Raw genomic sequence first — 21783 nt, 5'->3', positions numbered from 1 at the left:
AATCATCCACAAATTTCACGGTGGCTTGGGCTGGACGTGGTTCTGTCATAGGTAAATTCTGGCTTTGAACCCGTTTTAGCCTATTATCCTCTCCCTAAAGTGACAAAAGAGCGTTAGGCAACCATGCAACCAAAGACAGTCAGTGAAGCATTAGAGCAATTTACCAAGACTAAGGCAGCTCAGGCTAACCCCCGACTCGTCAGTAATCTTCAGACAGCACTGAGACGGTATATTTTGCCAAACTATGGGTTTGCAGAAGCTGAACTCCGAAGTCATCTAGATGAGTGTCTGGCAAAAATTCCGCTGTCACAGTTTTTAGGAAACGCAAGACAACTCCTAGAAACCCTGGATACTGGCTCAAATCTGCATTCAAAAGCGCGAAAAGTTTCCCGTGGAACCCTCAACAACTACCGCTCAGCTTTGCAGAGATTTTTGAGCTGGATGTACGCGCAAGCTGGCGATGACCCTACCCCAAGCAGTCGGATCGGGGAGTATGCACCTCAGATGTACAGCGGTCAAATGTTGTCCAAAACACAGCCCAAAGCAAGACCGCGTCAGGTAGAACCCTATGCCCTCAAAGAGGAAGAGCTTACCCATAAGCTAGAGCAGCAGCTTGAACAACTGGGCGACTTCTGGACTAAATCTCGAGTACGGGGAAGAAAAGGAAAAGCGATCGCGCTCGACACCTTTGAAACTTATAGAAGTAATCTTCTCTGCATTTTGGGATGGCTGCACAATATTCAGGGATACTCTTCCGAACAGCTCACAATTGAGCAAGTGGCCGAGCTATGGCAGCTCCAAGTTTTCATCAACTGGGGTCTTGAGCAAAAGGGCAACAGCTACGGCTGGGCGCTCAATATGGTTCAGGCATCTCTATCTGTTGCTAAATGGCTGAACTCCCAGAAGCAGCCCAACTCAGAAATTCCTGCTGTTAAAGCGCTACAGGATTACCTACATACCCTCAGAACTAATTACGAACACGAGTCCTCACAACAGAACCAGGGCAAACCAGAGCTAACCCTGGAAGAAGGGGAGCAGATTGTCGAGTATTTACGCCAGTGCTGTGCACCACGACATCAGTCAGGAGCACCACGCTCAGAAGCAGCAATCTTGAAATCCTGGCAACGTTACCTGATTACCGCTCTTCTAGTTTATTCGCCGATTCGCCAAACAGAAATTTCTCAGTTGGAGTGGCAGCGCACACTAGTTCGTGAAAAAAATGGCTACCGGGTTCAATCTGCCCTGAAGTCGGAAAGGGGGAGAAAAACTTTAGCCTCCCGCGAGTTTCGATTGCCTAAGCATCTCGCTCAAGAATTGGATACCTGGAAGCAGCAGTGGCGTTCCAAGATTCCCACGGATCATAATTTAGTCTTTGTACGGCTTGGTTCTAATCGTACACCCGAAACCCTCGGTCAACCCCTTAGTACCCGCGACATTTCTGAGCTGGTTTCCACAGCCATCTACAAAGCTACCTCAGTGTTGTTTGGTACTCCCAAGCAAGTTACACCGCGAACTTTTCGACACGCGGCCCTCGCTTACTTAGAACAAAGCGGATGTTCAACACCAGATTACGCAACTAGAGTTAGCCAGGGACAAATTCCTCAATGGTCGCCACCTCCCCAGAGGTATGACACTCCGGCAGCACAGATTGCTCAACTTGGGCGATCTCCCAAGCACTCAATTAATCAACCTAACCCGTTACTGGGAGCGTTGACACCGCCCAATAACCCAATTAATCAGCCTGACCCGTTACTGGGAGCGTTGACACCGCCCAATAACCCAATTAATCAGCCTGACCCGTTGCTGGGAGCGTTGACACAGCTAGAACAGACTGATACTAATATCGGCTCCATTAAACATATCACTGAACAGTTTCAGCTTGCTGAACAGTCGGAGCCAGAAGACTCCCCTGAAGATTTTTCAGAGCCTTAAACTGTGCAAGTCATTCCTCATTGAATGCAGGAACTTCTTGCACAGACACGTCGTTAGCTCAAGTCTAACCGCCCCACTCTCCGGGTTAACGGAACTTAAACAAATTTCAAGGCTCTAAAGGGGCTGAAAAGCTTTCTGGGCAAGGGAAAGAGGTTGATGACCTAAAAACGCCTGAAACCCTTGTGAATACAAAATTTATGCATATTCGAGCTAAAAGTCTTTCTCTGTTTAGGTTTTAAGCTATTTTTGCCTTGGTTTTTGTCTAAATCCCACTAGCTCAAGTCTAACCGCCCCACTCTCTGGGTTAAATCCCTGATTCCTCCGCTAAAAATTTTAGTGTAGGTTTTTAGGATTTGCTTTATACTATTTTAGTGAGCCTTTTTAGGATTTTATCGCGACTGGGGAAGATGTTCCCGAGTGGCTAACCCTTATTGTTGGTCATTAATTTTAGGAGTGCGTGTTGAACAAAAAGCTGTGTTTCGGAAAGTTCTAGTTAAAGGTTTACTCCTTAATTCACAACTCCATTCGATTTATAGTTGGGATGAGAACAATGAAAGTAAATAGAAATGGGCAAGCAAAAATTCTTACCCCACAAGAAAGAGAACTTTTGCTGACTCAAGGTTTTCTCTCTCAAAGAGACCGCGCTCTGAATGAACTTTGTTATTACACAGCTTGTCGGATTTCAGAAGCACGACAAGCTCGGTACACAGATATTTTTGATGGAGATAAAGTTCGAGAGACTATCGTGATTAGGAAATGCATTACTAAAGGTCAACAGGCTACTCGCTGCATTCCCACTCATCCGAAGCTAGTCCCATCTTTAGAAAAATACATTCAAGACTCTAGAGAACTTATAAAGATTAAACAGATTATCGGACAATGGGATTACAAGAGCTTGCATTGTGGTCAAGTTTTTGACAGCGAGAATAAAATTATTTGCCCGAAATGTGCTAATTAAGACATTACAACTGCTGGGATGAGTCGGGATAAACAAATGTATAAATGTAAAAGCTGTTTGTATCGCTTTCAAACAAAAACAGCTTTCGTGGATCATCCTGAATTGAGAGATAACATAATTCGTTTGGGAGTTTATAACTCAATGAGTTACGGTTTTCTTTTCATGAACCCTAACAACCCTTATTTATTCCCTGGCGCAGAAGGAAAAGGGTGTCTCGCTTTGAACACAGTCACTGGAATCTTCATGAATGGTTGTAAGCGAGTGAATGTAGTTGGAGCTTCTACTCATAGTTGGCGACGGACAGCACTAACAGAGATAAATAAAGCTGGGGTGCCTCTCAGAGTGACTCAAAATATTTCTGGACATACCCGGCTCACCCATCTCCAAAAATATTTAGAAGTTTCTAGAGAAGAAGTTGAACAGGCTGTGCTTCTTTTACCTTAACCTGATGCTTGGGTTCAATGAAGTAATTGTGCCATTAAAAGCTCTGTAAAATTACCCCAAGTTTTTTAGGAATCAAGGAGCCATAAACTTATGTTGATTGACAGAAATGGTCAAGCCAAAGTTCTCAGTTATCGAGAAATTTAACAGGTTAGATGAAGTAATTGTACCATTGAAAGCTCTGTAAAATCGCCCCAAACTTTTTTAGAAATCAAGGAGCCATAAACTTATGTTGATTGACAGAAATGGTCAAGCTAAAGTTCTCAGCCATAAAGAAATTCAACAGTTATTTGAGCAAGGATTCAGATTAACGAGAGATAAAGCTCTATTTGCCACCTGCTTTTATACAGCTTGTCGAGTTTCTGAAGCCCGCCAAATGCATTTCGTTGACGCTTTTCATCAAGAAACCGTGCGAGATGACATTATCATTCGTAAAGCGAATACCAAAGGAAAACAAGCAACTCGGACAATTCCCACCCACCCTCACCTTAAACAGATTCTCCAGCAGTATCGCCAAGATTCTTTAGAATTATTGCGACTGCGAAAATTATTTGGAAGATGGAGCCACAGGAACTTAAATTCAGAAGGAAAGCTGGTTTTGAACAATCTACTTCAATGTCCGGTTTGCGAGGCTAAGCATTTTAGTAAGCAAGGCTGGTATAGAGATAAACAACAAGTTTACCTCTGTAAAAATTGCAACCATTATTTTCATGAATCAAAACTCATCAAATGTCAACTTGATGCCAACATTCCGCCAACCATAGAGTATGACCCTTTAGGGGTAACTAGCACATTAAATTATGGATTTTTGTTCGCCGATCCCAACAATCCATTTTTATTTCCAGGATGGCAAGGGAAGGGATGTCTTAGCCTCAGAAAGGCTATTAGCATTTTTGAGATGGCTTTTGACAAACTTGACATTTCTGGGGCTTCCTCTCACAGTTGTCGGCGGACATCGCTCACCATCATGCACGGCGAAGGAGTCATCCTTCGGGTGCTACAGGAAATCAGCGGACATAAAGACTTAGGAGCTTTGCAGAGATATCTGGAAGTTTCTCCCGACCAAACACGGGCTGCCATTCATGTTTTGGGGTGAACTCATATCACAAATAAAACTGATTGTCAATGACCAGCTCTTCGGCGACTTCTAAGAACACCAAGCTGAAACGCTTGTCCTATAAGGATTTCAATTTTAGAGACATTTTTAAGGATATTTTAACAATTTTGTGTCAAATCCAGAAAAGCATAGCTCACAGTTAAAAAAGCTTTTGAACAAAAGCAACTGGTTTTGTGACAGCCGCTACACAGGCTACTATTTCGTTCATTTAGTAACAAAACTTGAGGGTTTTAATGATGGTTAGTTCTGGTCGGGGTAGTGCAAGAGCGGGTGGAGGTCGTCCTTCACGGTGGAAAAATCAGCCGACAATTACAATCCGAGTACCGGAAGTTTTCGCTGAAACGCTGTTGGAAATTGCTGAAAATCTAGATCGGGGAATTGAGGATACCCTTGTAATTGACTGTAAGTCAACGAATGTTAGTCGGCAAACCAAAAAAGAACAGCTAGCTTTATCACAACTCCGTATTTATAAACATTCTGGGCACAAAGTCCTACGATTGGAGGAATTAATTAGTGTCTTACAGAGCAGTCTTGACTAACGCTGCTTCATGACTCCAGGCAGAATAAAATTGAAAGTCATTTTCTGACGCAGTAGTTAAAATTGCTTCTAAAAAGAGTAGCGTGTCTAGTCTAATTTAGTAGGCTTACTGAGGATTGAAAAGCTGGAAAGGTAGGCTTTTTCACATTTGTTTAACCTAGCTACGACACGCTTTACCGATCTTCACAGGGTTGGCACCAAGGCAAGCATAGCCTGTTGCCCTAGTGGGAGTATTTGCTAGGAGTAGTAGTACTCTCAGCGTACCGCGAGTTCGAGCAACGGGTTTGGTTAGTAACCTCAGTCATGTTATTCGACACGATCGCTAAGTGGCTCAATTACGACAATTCACAGCGACGTAATTGGTCAGATATTCCGATTGTTCTCCAACTACAGGATTTACAAAGCGAATATTAGAGATTTATGAGCAGAAAAAGCAGGGACTTCCGCAGGAGAAATGGAAGCATAACAAGCTAACCCATGAGGAAGCTCGACAAGTTGTTCAAGACATCCAAAGCCTGTGTGTTCCAAATTATGGAAGACATAATCAAGAAACCGGAGAGTTTCTCAGCCACGGGACTCGACGTCTCTTTTGTGCCCACAGTTCAAGAAGTTCAACAGAAGGTTGAAAGTCGAAGCGGCGCTCGCCCTCTTGACTTCACGACATCTAGGAGCGTGTTATTCCTACCAAAAAATTTGCAAGCAACTGTTGCCAAAGGCGGAAAGCAGCATAACCGGGCATTAGCTCGGCTACGAGTGCAAATTCCTGCATATGATTCGCCACTTTAAGATTTTTCGCATCTTTTCAGGTCGCTATCGTAACCGCCGCCAGCGGTTTGGTCTGCGTTTAAATCTGATAGATTTGATTGCTGGCTTGTTGAACTACAAACTGGCACATGCTTCACGATTTATGCAGGGGGTCTATTGTATGCAGTAACTTTTGGTAATTTCATAGGCAACGGTTATTAGTTCCTTAACGAATTGGCGTGTTGGGTCGTCCATAATCATCGAAGGGAAAAATTTGAGATGGAATTGTGTGTTGGAGTGTTAACAATACACTTACCTAAGTTGGTCATGTGATGCCATGAGTGCTGCGTGCAGAATGAACTAATGCGTTGCTCTACCTTTTATCTGGTTCAGGCGGCTTCTTTTATCCGAAGCGTCTTTTTGTTACGAAACTTTATACTCAAAAAGTCAAAGCTTCGTAAGGTCAACGTTATGGTCTGTAAAGGAAACACCCAAAATCTTTGAACAACCTAACCAGACGCTCTTGGTGGTTCTGCTTTGGCACTCTCAATACTCACCTATACTTGATACGGACACGGACGCTCCTCGTGTTTGAAAGTCTTAAGTGTCACGGCGCGTGACCTGAGTCTGAGCCACCTGACGGGAATTCGGACTGGTAGCTAATTACTGGCAAGTCATCTTCGGACTATCTTCTTCAAAGAACGGCGCTCTCTTAAGTCTTAGCTAGGCTCAAAAGCTTCCGCAGGAATTTCTCTCAACAGCAGTAGTTGACACCAGATCGGATGTTCCGCTTGTACTAAGCGCCTTTGAAAATTTTTGTAACAATAAACGAGGTTTCGCATAAAATTCGTGTTTCGCATCTGAGAAACAAATAGAGGTTCGTATCGGCTGTTCAATAACCTTTGGTGTCTTAAATGAATAAGACGGCGTTTGATGAACTAGATGAGCAACTTAAACAACTAGCCAAGAGCGCCCAGCAGCATCCACCGTTGGCTCAAGGACGGCAGCTAGCTTTAAGGAAGCTCCTGAATGGAATTCTACAATCAGGCAGGCTTTGCCGTCCGCAGTGGGGTCAATTTTCAGGTGTTTATGAAGATATTTATGATGAGGCACGACAAGAACTGTTACTTTATATTTGCCAAAACATTGACAAGTACGACCCGGAACGCGGAGGTGTGATGGCATGGGCCAATGTTCTCTTGGAGCGGCGATTTTTTAAAGAAGCCATTCCGAAAATCTTAGGCAGCCCCGGCATTCAAAAAATGACCCTTGCAGACTTGGATAATTTTGCAGTACCGGAATCACCTCCAGTCCTCAATGAAATTCTTACCGAATATATAGAATCAGACCCGGAAAAGCTTTTTCAAAAGGAACATATAGTAAATCATCCAAAAGCTAACTTCCGAGCCTTAGTGAGACGGCGAATCTTGGGAGATTCTTGGAAACAAATTTCAGCAGAGTTTGGTATAAAAATTCCAACTATCAGTAGTTTCTATTACCGTTGTTTGAATAAATTTTCTGCGAATTTGAAAGAATATTATCTCAATAATATTGCTTAATTTAGAGACAAAAAATGATGGAAAACCTGTCAGAATCTTTAACTTTCACTGTACCTCTAAGCTCGGATGCCCACCGCTTCGCCGAACAGTTTCGCAGACAACAAAGCAATCAGAAGAAAGCCAAACAGGTTTATCTCAATACGTTGGCGGTATCTGCCGTGAATTTCTACCTACGTTGTATGGGAATGAAGACTGATTGGGAAACTAGTCAGAGCTGTAACCCAGTGATGCAAACCTTTATGGATGTCGCCGATTTGTCCATCCCCAATAAGGGTAAATTAGAGTGTTGTCCCGTCTTGCCAGATACCTCTGTCGTCCAGATTCCGCCCGAAGTTTGGTCAGACCGGATTGGTTATGTCGCCGTACAGTTTGACAAATCGTTGAGAGAAGCGACGCTACTAGGATTCACCCCAACGGTTCCAGAAAGCGGTGAGCTACCTGTGGGCTGTTTGCGATCGCTCGAAGATTTGCTCTTACACATTCATCAGATTGGGCAATCCTTAGAAGCAGAGAAAAAACTCGCTTCAATTGTTGCTTGTGACTCTCAACCAGTTAACCTAAGCCAATGGTTCCAGAATATATTTGAGACGGGTTGGCAGTCTATATCAGCACTTTTAGGCACAGACGAACAGAATTTAGGCTTTAGCCTGAGAAGTGCATCCAGTGCGAGTGAAACTAGCGTGAAGCGGGCGAAGCTGATTGACTTGGGGCTAAAACTAGGGAGTCAATCCGTAGCACTGTTGGTAGCTCTAGCACCGGAGGACGAACAGAACGTGGGTATTTTAGTGCAGGTACACCCAATAGGGAGAGAAACTTATCTGCCACCCAACCTCAGACTAGGTTTGCTCTCTGAATCAGGAGAAACTCTTCAGGAAGTACAATCTCGTTTCCAAGATAACTACATTCAACTGAAGCGATTTCAGGGAGGATCGGGAGAAAGCTTTAAACTGCAAGTGGCTTTCGGTGATGTCAGTATGAAAGAGGCTTTTGTAATCTGACCGCTCTTTTGCCAGACACCAATGAATAAGTTAGTTGTTTTGAGCCTAGGCAATGGTGATTTGGGGAATGGCTTTGGAGCCGTTACAGCCCAGCTTTGGGAACAAAGCGATCCTAATCCTATGAAGTTCACAGGATGTTTATCAGCAGCGCCAGAAATTCCCGAACTCTACAGACATTGGCAGTTGCTCTATAAGGCTCTGTATCAACGTCTGGATTGGTGTCCTCGTATCAAAATTCAAGAAGCCGATGTAACTAATGTTTCTGAGGTTGAATTTAGCGATTTATGCCAGCGGTTGTCAAACAGCATCAATGCTTGGCTCAACTCGGAACCGTTTGGCAACATTAACCAGCAGTTACGAACGCACTTAGACCGAGACGAAGAAATTCGTTTCATCATTGAAACTAACGATAACCTTTTGCGGCGGCTTCCTTGGCATCTATGGAAATTCTTTGAAGATTACCCCAAGGCTGAAGTCGCCTTGAGCGCCCCGGAGTATCAACCCCCAAAAAAATCTAACGTACAAACTCCCGGTTCTAAAGTAAGGATTTTAGCAATTCTTGGTAATAGCCAAGGAATCGATACTGGAAAAGACCGGGTTTTTCTAGAACAATTATCAGATAAGGCATCAACGAAATTTTTAGTAGAGCCGCAACAAGACAAGTTAAATGACCAGCTTTGGAAACAAGGTTGGGACATCCTCTTTTTTGCCGGTCATAGTTCCAGCAAAGAAAAAGGGCTGCTTCAGCTGAATCAAACAGACGCGATTACGCTGGACAGATTAAGGAATGCCCTAAAAAAAGCGATTGAACGCGGCTTACGCTTAGCGATTTTCAACTCCTGTGATGGCTTGGGCTTGGTGCAGCATCTGGAGGATTTGCACATTCCCCAAGTAATTGTCATGCGGGAACCAGTGCCAGACGTGGTAGCTCAAGAATTTTTAAGGCATTTTCTAACAGCTTTTTCGGGTGGACAGTCTTTATATGCTTCGGTTCGAGAAGCACGAGAAAGGCTGCAAGGACTAGAGAAGCAATATCCCTGCGCGGCTTGGTTGCCAGTAATCTGCACCAATCCTGCCGCAGAACCTATGACTTGGCCAGAAAAGGGCAATGGGAGAAAGCGCGATCGCTCTTTGTTGCCCAAATGGCATTGTCTGCAAACAGTGCTTCTTTTGGGTGTGGTGGCAACATCTGCGATTATGGGGGTGCGCCATCTAGGGATGCTGCAAGCATGGGAGCTTACAGCTTTCGACCAGTTAATGCGATCGCGTCCAGATGAAGGGCAAGATCCGCGCCTCCTCATCGTCACTATCACCGAAAATGATTTTCAGCTAAAAGAGCAGAAGCAGAGAAAAGGCTCTTTATCGGATCTTGCCCTAGTTCAACTCTTGGAGAAACTCAAGACACTCAAAGCGCGAACGATTGGTTTAGATATCTACCGCGATTATCCTGTAGACCCCAAACAGGCAGATTTAGCCGCTCGGATGCAAAGTCAGGAGGACTTGTTCGCAATTTGCAAAGTCCGCGACCAAGAAGCCAACCATCCTGGGATTTCGCCTCCTCCTAATGTCCCGACAGAACGCCAAGGCTTTAGTGATGTTGTCAAAGACCCAGACGGCGTTCTACGTCGCCATTTATTAGCGATGAAACCAGGCCCCGCATCCCCTTGTACTGCGCCCTACGGCCTCAGCGCCCAGCTAGCATTTCATTATCTAGAGGCGGAGGGGATTTCTGCCAAGTATACTCCTCAAGGGGATTTGCAAGTGGGCAACGTCGTCTTTAAGCGCTTGCAAACTCATACTGGCGGCTATCAAAAAGTGGATGCGTGGGGCTATCAAATACTTCTCAATTACCGCTCCTACCACCGCACCCCTCTAGAGGTTGCCCCAACCGTCACGCTTGCAGAAGTTCTTAACGATCGAGTCAAACCCGATCAAGTCAAGGGTCGAATTGTCCTGATCGGTGTCACTGCCGAAAGCGCTCATGATTATATTCCCACCCCGTACAGTGGTAGTCAGAGGTTCTACCAAGAAATGCCAGGAGTGATTGTGCAAGCGCAGATGGTGAGCCAGATTCTGAGTGCGGTCAAAGATGGGCGACCCCTATTACGGGTTTGGCCTGTTTGGGGCGAAATTCTTTGGGTCTGGAGCTGGTCTTTTGTGGGAGGTATCCTTGTCTGGCACTGTCAGTCACGACTACACCTGGGACTAGTGGCTGGAGCTGCACTCTCGGTTTTATACGTTGTTTGCTTTGGGCTGTTCACCCAAGGCATCTGGATACCCCTCGTCCCGTCAGTTTTAGCTTTGATAGTTACTGGCGGTAGTGTAATGGTCTACGCGACTTCCAGAGCCACAGCGACAGTAGCATACACTGATAACTTTGAGCGATCGCCCAAATGAAGTTACCTGTTCAAACGATTAAACTTACCTTTGCTATTAGTTGGGCGCTCCTTGCCTGCACGCGATTACAGGCACAGCCTGTTAACCCGGTACTACTTGTGCAACGCCCGACCTTAAACCCCAGCGGACAATCAAACGAAGCATTGATATTTGCCGTACCGCCTCCACCCGCCGACATCGGGGAACCTGGTCGTCGCTCTGAAGTAGGAAGCCGCCGTGTCTGTGAGGAGATGGACCAACAGCCCTCTATGTCTGAGAAAAAGTTGCTTACTGCCTTAGTGCCGGTTTACCCAAATTATCAGCCTCTGAATGCGGAATTGGTTTGGGGAGCGACGACCGCCGAACATCCCACTTTCTGGTTTTATGTGCCTTATCAGCCCCCATTTAGTGGAATATTTACGCTGCGGGATAAAGATGGTAAGTTAGCCTACCAGACCGATGTCACGCTACCCAAGACGCCGGGGGTTGTTAGCCTGCCCCTTCCATCCACAGCTCCCCCGTTAAAGGTTGGTGAGCAGTATCATTGGTATTTCAAGATTTACTGTAAGCCACAACAACAACAACCACCTGTTTTTGTTGAGGGGTGGATTCAAAGAAACTCAGTGAACCCTGCTCTAGAGAGCCAGTTAGAGAAAGCGACACCACGCGATCGCGTTGCCCTTTATGCCACCAACGGTTTTTGGTACGAGGCGTTGACTATTGCCTCCCAGCTTCGCCGCACCGATCCGAAAGCTGTTGATTGGGCTGTCCTGTTACAAAGCATTGGCTTGGATAATATTGCAAAAGAGCCAATAGTAGAATGCTGCACCCCTACTAGCAATTAAAAATTAAAAAAACGAAGAAATCTCTTCAATTTTTAGTTTTTTAAAGCCAATTACCCAATAGAATGTAGGGTGCCCAAAACATCGGACGTTGGAATTGAGAATTCTTTAAAAGAGCCAGCTGAGCGCGACGCAGTGCTTCAGCTTTAGGTAGTGCTTGATTATCAGTTAACTCCCGGTAAAACTGACTCATCAAAAGGGCGGTAGACTCATCATCCACATTCCACAAAGAAGCTAGGGTACTACGCGCTCCCGCCCGCACCGCTACTCCAGCAATTCCTAAAGCTGCCCGCTTGTCCCCAGCAGCTGTTTGACAGGCGCTAAGGACGAGTAGTTCAAGGGCGTTGTTGGGCTGGCTTTGGTTTCTAGTTCGCAGTAAGTTATTCAACTCGTTGACATAGATGCGCTTATCCCAAGCGACAATAAATGTCTTTGAAGCCTGAGAGCTAAACTGACCGTGAGTTGCAAGATGAACCACAGGGAAAGGCAGCGAGTTAACCCGATCTTGCAGAGCCGTGCTGGTAAACTCCTGATTAAGAAGTACCTTAGTGGATAGTTCAGACTGAATTTCCTCTAATTCGCGCTTCACGTTGGGTAGTGCAGAAAATCCCGAACGTGGTTCGCTCACTCCGGCGACTATTGCCTTTAATTGTCGCTGCTTCAAAGGTTTAGGGTCTATCATCTGCAAACCAGGGGTTAGGGCGACGCTGTAGTTTTCCACAAGATACTGTTTGCCGTCGTAGAGAGCCGCCATTGGGATATTCCGCAAGGAACCATCTAGTACAAACACTAACTTTTTGACATTACTTTGGGCTAAATTTGTCATAGCAGGTTCGATCAACCAGTTATATACCTGTTGGGACAAGGATTTAACTTCTTCAGTTGCATCAGGTTCTGTTAGTTGTTGCCGTAGCTCCTTTAAAACGCTTTCCGCTTGGCTCTCAGCTATAGGAGTGGAGTAGTGGTACAGGTCTTTTTGCTGGGATACTTTGAGGATAACCTCTAGCCGGTCTGGCAAAATAATTGGATAAATGACTGCTGTTGAATTCTCTTGGTCAACTACTTTGTCAATCTCCACTGTTGCTTGTAAGCAGGCTTCTCGCAAAAAGTTGTCTAGTTCTGCCAACTGGAGAGCTTCAATGACTTCACGGGCTTTTATAAAATTGTCTTGACTGGGTTCGGAAGTTCCTACAGGTTGCAAGAGCAAATCGACAAGCTGTCGATAGACGGGTTCCACACTTTCCCGAAAGGAAAACTGAACCTCTGGGTTGATAGCAACCAAGTCGCGGCGGAGAAACTTGAGAGTGTTGAATGCTTCCGTGTAAGCTGCGATCGCTTGTTGAATATTTCCCTGAGCCTTGAGTAAACGTCCTAACTGCCATTGCCATTGATAGGCAATATCCGGAGCATCAATACTTTGGGCTAGAAGTCGGGCTTGCTGGGTGAGGTCAAAGGCATTAGATAACTGCCTTGTTTGTTCGTACAGCTCGCCAAGAGTGCCTAAGGCATAAGATTCTGCTCGCTGGTCTTTGAGGGTTTTGCTCTGCTGGACAGCTATAGCTAGCAGCTGAGCGATGTCCGTTGTTCGTTGTCCGTTGCTCCCGGAATCCCGCAGCCACCCAGTTCCTAGCTTCATCAGGCTTTGGGCAAAGTTAATCCGGGCGTAAACCGCCATTCGACTAGCGGGTAGATTGCTAATTTGAGACTCGATTTGGGGCAACAATGTATAGACAGCGCTCAATTGCTCGTTTTCCAATAATAGGCTCAGCTGATTCATCTGAGACTGGATGAGCGTAGCGGGTGAGACGGATGTGAGGGCAGCCTGCTGGTAAAACTCTAAAGCGGCTTGGGTATCTTGTTGGGCGCGGGCTGTGTTGCCTAGACTGATCAGGGCATCGCTGATAGCTTGAGGAGATTGCACTCGCGTAGCCACTTCTTTACTCTGCTGCAAGATTTGCCGGGATTGCCCTAAATCGCCAACGACTCGAAGGACGTTGCCGAGGCTCCGTAGCCCTGTAACCTTGAGAAGGGAATCGGGTTGGTTTTCTAGAAGCTGAGTAGTTTCGGTTAACGTCTGCTGGGCCAGACGGTAAAGCCCCAAAGCTTGAAGGGCTTGGGCTTGGTTAACACGGCTACGAGTTACTCCTAAGGTGTCGCCTACTTGTGCATAAATGTTAGCTGCTTGTTGCCAGGTAGTTAGGGCTTCTTGAGATTTCGAGAGTGCTAGTTGCAGGCGACCTTGAACATCTAGGGCTTGGGCGAGGAGAAGCGATCGCTCTTTCGAGGTGCCGAGATTTTGTCCGGTCTGTAATAGATTTAGACTTTGGGCGATCGCTTGAGATGCTTCAGTCCACTGTCCAAGTTGCTGATAAGCTAGGGAGAGATTGCTCAAGGACATGGCTGCTTGAAGTCCATCCCCAGAGGCTTTGAAGTCAGTAGCAGCTTGTTCCCAGAGCGAAGCTGACTCAAAAAACCGTTCTGCTTCGTAGAGTTTTCTGGCTTGTCGATCTATCTCTTGGGCATCGGATCTACTTTGGACAATGGTGTTTTCGGCAACCATATAGGCGAAAGCGGGCGGCAATATTGCCGTACCCAAGAACATAGCCAAAAGGAGCGGTAGGGTTAAGAGGCGGTACGTTCTTGCCTGCACGTACTTCAGCAGGCGACGGACTCTACGGAAAAATATAGACCGTTTTCTTGCCATGTTCTTGTCCTCGTTCGCAAAGCCTCTTTGCTGGAAAAAGCAGTAGCAGCGAAAAGAATGCTCCAACTGCAACAAGTTGTGAATTTAGTTGCTCAACTACTAGACATCTCCAGAAATTAAATTATCGACTCAGGCAGGGCAAGGGTTTCAGATTAATTTTCGGAGATGTCTGCTACATCAAAGCTTAGGGTTCGACTGAAGCGCACTGCACTCAGGTGGCCTCTGCCAAGAACGATGGGGCGTGACGGTGGGCGCATTTGCTGTGAGTACCACTTTGCCATTAGCACCCCTTACCCACCCCTGAGCTTCTACGAGAGGAACGGGTGTGGATCTAGTTGGATTCGTGGAAATATTTGGAATAGAGCGGTTCTTTATTCTAGGGTTGAGAGTAACTAAATCTACCTGAACGGCATCAGTGCTGAGTGCTTCGCCCGGATTGGGTGGCAAGCCGCCGCGACCAGTGATAATAAATTTGCTTTGAGCTTGACTTCCACCTGCACTACAACCCTGTGCTATTTCAGTATCAACTGATATGGTTGGCAACTCTGCTAACCCTCGACTGGGGTCAACATCTGGCGTGTTGATTTCTACTATACCGTCCACTCCGAAATCAGAACTAGCGGTGATATCACTTTTCGGAGTTCGGCGTGGGCGGTAATCCAGCCCATAGATGCCTTGGGCTGTGATGTTGATGTTACCCCCCCTACCTGTGAAGGCATTGGCTGTAATGTCACTATTTTCCGAGGGAACGGCAACAATAAAGTCAGCATCAATTTCGATATTACCGCCATTGCCACCAGCTTGCGCGGTGCCTGCGGTGGTAGATATTTTACTGTTGCGGCGCATCAGCAACAAGTTCAAGTCCCGCAGTGTAATATTCCCTCCATCACCCGAAGCAGTTTCAGCGTTAATAGCTCCTTGATTATCAAGAAGGATGGAGAGAGCTGCAACTTCCAGGTTGCCTGCCTGCCCTGTTTCTTCACTACTCACAGATACTTCAGCCGCATCCCGCACAGTCAACTGCCCGGTTTGAATCCTCAAGTCCCCGGCATCTCCTGTACCCAAAGTCTCAGTAAATAAGCCGCTGGGCGAACCCACGGCTGAGATACCACTTATTTCCACGGATTCCGAGGCGAAAACTTCCAGCTTTCCCCCCTGCCCTTCATCGAAAGTACTAGCTGATACCTGTGCCCCATCCTGGGCAATCAATCGTCTTGTTTGAATTCTCAAATCTCCGGCAGCTCCGGTACCTTGAGTCTGGCTAAACAAGCCACTTGTTTTACCCGTGGCTGAGATGCCGCTCACTTCTACAAATTCTAAAGCAGTTACGTTCAAGTTCCCCCCCGAACCCTCACTACCGTACAAAGTACCAGTACCTACCTGTGCCCCACCCCGGATAGCTAACCGCCCGGTTTGAATCGTCAAGTCTCCAGCCGCTCCGCTACTTTCAGTACCAGTGGACACTCGTGCTCCATCCAGAACAGTCATCTGCTCAGTTTGAACTGTCAAGTCTCCGGCAGCTCCAGTCCCTTCAGTCTGAGTATACAAGCCGCTAGCTAACTGACCATTGGCTGAGGTACCGCTCAGTTCCACGGACTCCGAGGCTAAAACTTCTAGCTTTCCCCCCTGTCCTTCATCGAAAGTACCAGCAGATACCTGTCCTCCATCCTGGATAGTTAACTGCCTGACTTGAATCGTCAAGTTTCCAGCCGCTCCGGCACCAGCAGTACTAGCTGATACAACTGCACTATCCCGGACAATTAGCTGCTCCGTGGTAATTTTAAACTCCCCGGCAGCTCCGGTTCCAAAAGTCTCATTCAGCAAGCCACTTGGCAGACCTCCTGGTGAGGAGCCACTTAGTTCCACAGATCCCGAGGCGAAAACTTCCAATTTTCCCCCCTGCCCTTCACCGAAAGTACCAGCTTGTACCTGTGCGCCATCTTGGATAATCAAGTGCCTGGTTTGGATTCTCAGGTCTCCAGCATCTCCGGTCTCTCCTTGATTATCGCTAAACAAGCCACTGGGTGAATCTACAGCTGAAGTCCCACTCAGTACCACAGATTCTGAAGCAGTCACGCTCAAGTTTCCCCCCGACCCCCTACCGTTAGTCCTAGTAGATACCATTGCTCCATCTCGGACAGTTAACTCCCTGGTTTGAATCGTTAAGTTCCCGGCATCTCCGGCACGAGAAGAGCTAGCAAATAAGCCACTGCTTCCAAATGGGCGGTTGGGAACTACGGCTGAGGTACCAACCAGTTCCACAGACTCTGAGGCAGTTACGCTCACGTTCCCCCCTCGCCCATCACCAAAAGTATTAGCTCCTACCTGCGCTCCATCCCGGACGAGTAGCCGCCTGGTTTGAATCGTTAAGTTCCCAGCCGTTCCAGCACCTAAACCTGAAGTTTGAGTAATTAATTGGCTCGGACCTGTCATAGTTGAAAAGCCACTCACTTCCAAAGACTCGGAGGCAGTTACACTCAAGTTCCCCCCCGATTCTTCACTGAAAGTACTAGCTCTTACCTCCGCCCCATCTCTGAGAGTTAATCTCTCAGTTTCAATAGTTATGTTCCCACCCTTGCCTGAGCCATCCGTAAGGCTATCTGAGAAAACGCCTGCACCTGATGAAGCATTAAAAGTCCTTGTATTTATGAAAATGTTACCCGCATCACCAGAGCTATCAGTTTGATTGTAAAGACCACTTCCTAATCCGCTAGGTCCAATGCCAGATATGCTAAAGTCGTTTGCCTTGACTATGATATCTCCTGCATTTCCCGATCCTTCGGTTCCTGCTCCTAATGCCCCACCATTAGTTGCAGTAAAGTTATTAGCATTGACTATAATATTTCCTTGCCCTGAACCCCGTACCCACACTCGCGCATTATTTGCCAAAGTTACATTTGATAGCAAACTGTTAGGTTGGAAGTTAAGGCTAAAGATATTACCGTTTATCTCCAACCCTACAGTTCCTTCTTCTGCTAGCCCACCCAATTCTACTCGACCTCCCGAAGCAACTATCCTTCCCCTATCCACACTCACATTGCCACCAACCAGTAATAAACTTCTTCCATCCGGAACCTGAAGCCCGTTGATGGAATAGCCTAGTACCGAAGTAGTTGCGGTGGATTGATTAATAATCCCTTGTCCAGAAATAGCGTTAAAGAAGAGTGCGGATGGGTCAATTGTTAGTAAATTACTCGCGGCAGGGTCTGAGGCACTGAATATTCCGGTATCTCCTAGTAAAACGGCATTGGCTGTCGTTGCCACAAAAGAACCACCAGGACGAGGATTATTCAGTCCAGCATTACCCATATCAAGACTAGCGTTGGGTCTAAAGATAATTCCGTTGGGATTGATCAGAAACAAATTGGGATTGGAGTTACCGTATGTGCCAATGGTTCCTAAAATCTCGGAGGGCTTGCCACCTGTAACGCGAGCCAAAATGTTCTGAATATCTGCGCTACTGCTGTAGAAATAGGCTCCTCGTCCTTCACCCACATTGAATTCGAGAAAACTGTGGAATAGGTTTGTACCTCGCTGCGTTCCGCCATAAATTACATCAACAGGCGAGTCAGGAGTGGAAGGTGTGACCAAAGAACTTTCAGGTATCAGGGTGTCATCGGGTACTATATTGCTTTGAGCTAAGACGCCATCTCCCAAGGAGGCGATCGCCCCACTCATCGCTAAGCAACGCACTAGCCCTAACTTCCAACTCCGACCGCTTTGAGCTATCACAGCAAAAGCCTCCTCAAGAGCAACAGTTGTTGAGTGGATTACAGGTCGTTACCAATCAGGATAAACAGGAAAGCAAACGGTAGGATGCTGGCATAATTACGAATAATTGCGATCGCAGCTTCAGGAAAGTTTAATTAGCACCGCACTCAGGTGGTCTCTGCCAAGAACGATGGGGCGTGACGGTGGGCGCATTTGGCGCATTCACTGTCAGTAGCACTTTGCTATTGGCACCCATTACCCACCCCTGAGCTTCTACGAGAGGAGCTCGTGTGGGTCTAGTTGGATTGGTGGCTTGAGGTGGAATAGAGCGGTTCTCTATTCTAGGGTTGAGAGTAACCAAATCTACCTGAACAGCATCACTGTTGAGTGCTTCACCCGGATTAGGGGGCAAGCCGCCGCGACCAGTGATGATAAATTCGCTTTGAGCTTGACTTCCACCTGCACTACAACCCTGTGCTAGTTCAGTATCAACTGGTATACTTGGCAAGTTGGCTAATCCACGGCTGGGGTCAACATCGGGCGTATTGATTTCCACAGTGCCGCTGAACTCAGGCCCAAGTTCAGAAGTGGCTGTGATGTCACTCTGGGGGGTCTGTTCTTCCCGGAATTCTGTACCTAAAATGCCTTGAGTGGTGATAATGACCCGACCCCCAAAGGCATCTTGAGCATTGGCACTGATGTCGCTATCTTCCAAGGCGGCTATTACATCTGTATCAATGGTGATATTGCCTCCGATAGCTGTGTTGGTGGCGTTGGTGGTGATATTGCTGCCACGACGCAACAGCAATTCTTGAGAGATCAGTGTGATATTCCCCTGCCCCTCTGGGCTGTCAGGCTTTTGGCTTCTGGTGTCAGCCTCAAGGCGTGCAGCAGTGTCTAGACGGATAGAGTCAGCTTGTATCCAAAGATCGCCTGCATCGCCTGACCCTTCAGTACTCACAGCAACTTTACCTCCCTCGCGGACAAGCAACTGTTCAGTCGTAAGGATTACGTTTCCCCCCTCACCTGTGGGGTCAAGATCAGGAATTTGAATTGTATCAGCAAATACCCCACTAGCCGCGTCAACCTGATCGAGCTTTGACGGATCGACCTGTTGGGCAAGCCGGTTATTGAAGGTGGGGTCAGAGCCAGAAATGGTAATGTCGTCAGTCGCATTGATAGTGATGTCACCTGCTGCTCCAGTGCTGTAGGCGGTTGTGAGTAGTTGTCCGCCACCACTAAGCTCAAGGTTGTTGGTATCAACCGTGATGTTACCGCCACTAAAGAGGTTCCAAGTTCGCGCACTTAAAACGGCTCCATTCGCTAGGCGCAGGACATTAGTAGTAACTGTGATATCACCGCCCTTACCAGTGGCTGGTGTTTTGGTGCCACTCAACAACCCGCTTGATAATCCATTGCTCCCCAACCCATCAAAAGAGAGAGTATCCGAGGCAATAATTGTGATACTACCCCCATTCCCCTGTGCAAAAGTCTCAGCGGACACTACAGCACCATTGGTAAGCGAAAGAGATTCTGTTGTGATGCTGATGTTCCCCCCGTTGCCCACAGCGCCACGCTCCACAGTGCTGAATACACCACTCGATAATCCATTGCTCCCCACCCCATCAAAGGAAATGGTATCTGAAGCAATAATTTCAATGTCTCCCGCTTTGCTCTCAGGCAACCCTAGGGGTGAATTTATTCCCGCCTGAAGTTGGCTTCCTCCTGCCATATTCAAGTTCTGGGCGTTGACAATAATACTCCCTCCACCAGCCGCGCGTACATTCACGTTTGCACCATCGGTAAGAGATACGTCAGCTCGCGCTACACTATCGGGAAAACTCAAACGCAGATTATTTCCATCAACATTTAGCCCAACAGTGCCTGTTCCTAATAATCCTCCCAGTTCCACTCGACCTCCCGGAGCGTCTAAAAAACCTCCCTGAATTGAGATTTTCCCGGTTGAAGTGGCAGATGGAGACACATTACCCCCAATTAGTAGCAAGCTTTGATTTTCATCAACTGCTAGAGTTCCTCTGACTTCAATGGAATTAGTCGGCTGGGCGACAATTTGATTGAATACCAAAGCCGAAGGATTAACTATCAGCAACGGATTATCGGGGGAAACGGCTGAAGTTAGGGAGAATTCCGCAGCGCCAGGAAACGCGATCGCATTCGCTGTTGTCCCGACAAATGAACCACCAATATCTAGCTGAGCATTGAGTCCAAATATAATGCCATTGGGATTGATTACAAAGAGATTTGCATTCCCTCTAGCTCGAATCAGCCCTTGAATATCCGAAGGAGAGCCACCCGTAACTCTGGCTAGGATGTTGGCGATCGCAGGAGCGTTGAGGAAATCAGCAATGCCTCTGTCGGGAATGCTAAAATTCTCAAAACTGTGGAACAGATTGGTATCGCCAGCAGTTGTCCCCCCTGTAATTTGAAAGGTTGTGCCGTTAGGAGTAACTACAGTTCCTAAAGAAGGGTCGGGAGTGACCTGGGAAAAAGCGCCAGTTCCAGAGAAAAAGATCGCCCCGCTCATCGCTAACCCACTCACTAACCCCAATTTCCAGCCCCACCTCCGGCTAGTTTGAGCTATCACAGCAAAAGCCTCCTCAAAAGTAACAGTTATTGAGTGAATTACAGGTCGTTACCAATCAGGATAAATAGGAAAGCAAACGGTAGGATGCTGGCATATTACGAATAATCGCGATCGCCGCTTCAGGAAAGTTTAGTTGACACTGCACTCAGGTGGCCTCTGCCAGGAACGATGGGGCGTGACGGTGGGCGCATTCGCTGTAAGTACCACTTTGTCATTGGCACCCATTATCCACCCCTGAGCTTCTACGATAGGAGCTAGTGTTGGTCTAGTTGAATTCGTGGAAACATTTGGACTAGAGCGGTTCTCTACCTTAGGGTTGAGCGTAGCTAAATCTACCTGAACGGCGTCACCGTTGAGTGCTTCGCCGGGATTGGGTGGTAAACCACCGCGACCAGTGACAATAAATTCGCTCTGGTCTGGACGCCCACTTGTTTGACAGACTTGGCTAATTTCGACATTCGCAAATTCCGCTGGTAACTCCTCAAGTTGTCTATCCCGCGTGTTGATTTCCAGCGTCCCGTCTATCCCTAACTCAGAACTAGCCGTAAAGTCAGCAATTTGATTGAATAGGAAGGCAGAAGGATTGACACTCAGCAAAGGATTCTGAGAATCGACCGCTGAAGTCTACGAAAACTCTCCATCACCGGAAAACGCGATCGCATTCGCTGTTGTCGCGACAAATGAACCGCCAATATCTAGCTGAGTGTTGGGTCCAAATATAATACCGTTGGGATTGATCAGGAAGAGATTGGCATTCCCTCCACCTCGAATCAGCCCTTGAATATCAGAAGGAGAAGCACCCGTAACTCTGGCTAGGATGTTGGCGATCGCAGAATTGTTGATGAGGAAATCCGCAATGCCTCCGTTAGGAATGCTAAAACTCCCAAAACTGTGGAACAGATTATTTCCTGCTTGGGTTCCACCCTCGATAGTGCAAGAAGTATTACAAGGTAAGAAGGTAGAGGAATTGACAGTAGTTCCTAGTGTTCCATCAGCTTGGATCTGAGCCAAAGCACAATCTTGCAAGGAGACAAAGAAAGCGATCGCTCCACCAATTGCTAACCACCTCGCTAACCCTAACTGCCAGCTCCGATGACCGCTTGGAATCATCTTAGTTACCTTGCCTAAAGCAATACTGATCGAGAAAACTTCCCCCTTTGCCCTCGATCGTAGATGCAAACCCAACGGTAGGAGCGCTCTATATACGTTACGAATTGTTTCGTAATAAACCGAAAATCAACTTTTCTAAATCTGCAAG

General features: G+C 46.9%; 15 protein-coding genes and 1 pseudogene. 11 read left to right on the top strand and 5 right to left on the bottom strand.

The features are described 5' to 3' along the window. The first annotated feature begins 123 nt into the window (after positions 1-123). From NDI44_RS26875 to NDI44_RS26825, 11 genes and pseudogenes are all read left to right on the top strand, one after another. A complete protein-coding gene (locus NDI44_RS26875; RefSeq protein WP_190416061.1) occupies positions 124-1932 on the top strand; it encodes a site-specific integrase in 1809 nt (602 codons plus the stop codon). A gap of 550 nt (positions 1933-2482) precedes the next feature. Further along, the gene (locus NDI44_RS26870; RefSeq protein WP_190416060.1) at positions 2483-2890 is read left to right on the top strand and encodes a site-specific integrase; all 408 of its coding nucleotides are present in this window, start codon (positions 2483-2485) and stop codon (positions 2888-2890) included. A gap of 18 nt (positions 2891-2908) precedes the next feature. Further along, on the top strand, positions 2909-3334 hold the full coding sequence (locus NDI44_RS26865) for a tyrosine-type recombinase/integrase (RefSeq protein ID WP_190416059.1): 426 nt from the start codon (positions 2909-2911) through the stop codon (positions 3332-3334). Between the two features lie 226 nt (positions 3335-3560). Further along, positions 3561-4427 (top strand): site-specific integrase, encoded by an 867-nt coding sequence (locus tag NDI44_RS26860; RefSeq protein WP_190416058.1) that lies wholly within the window; start codon positions 3561-3563, stop codon positions 4425-4427. A 254-nt stretch (positions 4428-4681) separates the two neighbouring features. Then, positions 4682-4987, top strand: coding sequence for a hypothetical protein (locus tag NDI44_RS26855; RefSeq protein WP_199305046.1), 306 nt, complete (start codon positions 4682-4684; stop codon positions 4985-4987). 233 nt (positions 4988-5220) lie between these two features. Continuing rightward, a complete protein-coding gene (locus NDI44_RS26850) occupies positions 5221-5400 on the top strand; it encodes a hypothetical protein (RefSeq protein ID WP_199305044.1) in 180 nt (59 codons plus the stop codon). Between the two features lie 306 nt (positions 5401-5706). Then, positions 5707-5920, top strand: a pseudogene (locus tag NDI44_RS26845) (hypothetical protein); the annotation flags it as partial. A gap of 724 nt (positions 5921-6644) precedes the next feature. Next, positions 6645-7289, top strand: coding sequence for a sigma-70 family RNA polymerase sigma factor (locus NDI44_RS26840; RefSeq protein WP_190416057.1), 645 nt, complete (start codon positions 6645-6647; stop codon positions 7287-7289). Between the two features lie 14 nt (positions 7290-7303). Then, a complete protein-coding gene (locus NDI44_RS26835) occupies positions 7304-8287 on the top strand; it encodes a DUF1822 family protein (protein ID WP_190416056.1) in 984 nt (327 codons plus the stop codon). A 21-nt stretch (positions 8288-8308) separates the two neighbouring features. Continuing rightward, positions 8309-10684, top strand: coding sequence for a CHASE2 domain-containing protein (locus NDI44_RS26830; RefSeq protein ID WP_190416055.1), 2376 nt, complete (start codon positions 8309-8311; stop codon positions 10682-10684). Continuing rightward, complete coding sequence (locus NDI44_RS26825) at positions 10681-11508, top strand: DUF928 domain-containing protein (RefSeq protein WP_190416054.1); 828 nt, start codon at positions 10681-10683, stop codon at positions 11506-11508. Before NDI44_RS26830 ends, NDI44_RS26825 begins: the two co-directional genes overlap by 4 nt. 40 nt (positions 11509-11548) lie before the next feature. On the opposite strand, the gene NDI44_RS26820 is transcribed toward NDI44_RS26825, so the two are convergent. The 5 genes from NDI44_RS26820 to NDI44_RS26800 all read right to left on the bottom strand — a co-directional run bounded on the left by NDI44_RS26820 (position 11549) and on the right by NDI44_RS26800 (position 21635). Next, a complete protein-coding gene (locus NDI44_RS26820; RefSeq protein ID WP_190416053.1) occupies positions 11549-14209 on the bottom strand; it encodes a CHAT domain-containing protein in 2661 nt (886 codons plus the stop codon). A 177-nt stretch (positions 14210-14386) separates the two neighbouring features. Next, entirely contained in the window at positions 14387-17941 is a 3555-nt protein-coding gene (locus NDI44_RS26815) for a filamentous hemagglutinin N-terminal domain-containing protein (RefSeq protein ID WP_190416052.1), read from the bottom strand. Positions 17942-18071: 130 nt separating this feature from the next. Beyond that, positions 18072-20525: a filamentous hemagglutinin N-terminal domain-containing protein gene (locus tag NDI44_RS26810; protein WP_190416051.1), complete on the bottom strand. Its 2454-nt coding sequence runs from the start codon at positions 20523-20525 to the stop codon at positions 18072-18074. Between the two features lie 129 nt (positions 20526-20654). Next, positions 20655-21122 (bottom strand): S-layer family protein, encoded by a 468-nt coding sequence (locus tag NDI44_RS26805; RefSeq protein ID WP_199305040.1) that lies wholly within the window; start codon positions 21120-21122, stop codon positions 20655-20657. A gap of 27 nt (positions 21123-21149) precedes the next feature. Next, positions 21150-21635, bottom strand: coding sequence for a filamentous hemagglutinin N-terminal domain-containing protein (locus NDI44_RS26800; RefSeq protein WP_199305038.1), 486 nt, complete (start codon positions 21633-21635; stop codon positions 21150-21152). Positions 21636-21783: the final 148 nt, after the last annotated feature.

Origin of the sequence: Trichocoleus sp. DQ-A3 (assembly GCF_039961975.1) — a bacterium.
GTDB lineage: Bacteria > Cyanobacteriota > Cyanobacteriia > Cyanobacteriales > FACHB-T130 > FACHB-T130.
This window is presented reverse-complemented; position numbering and strand designations above follow the sequence as displayed.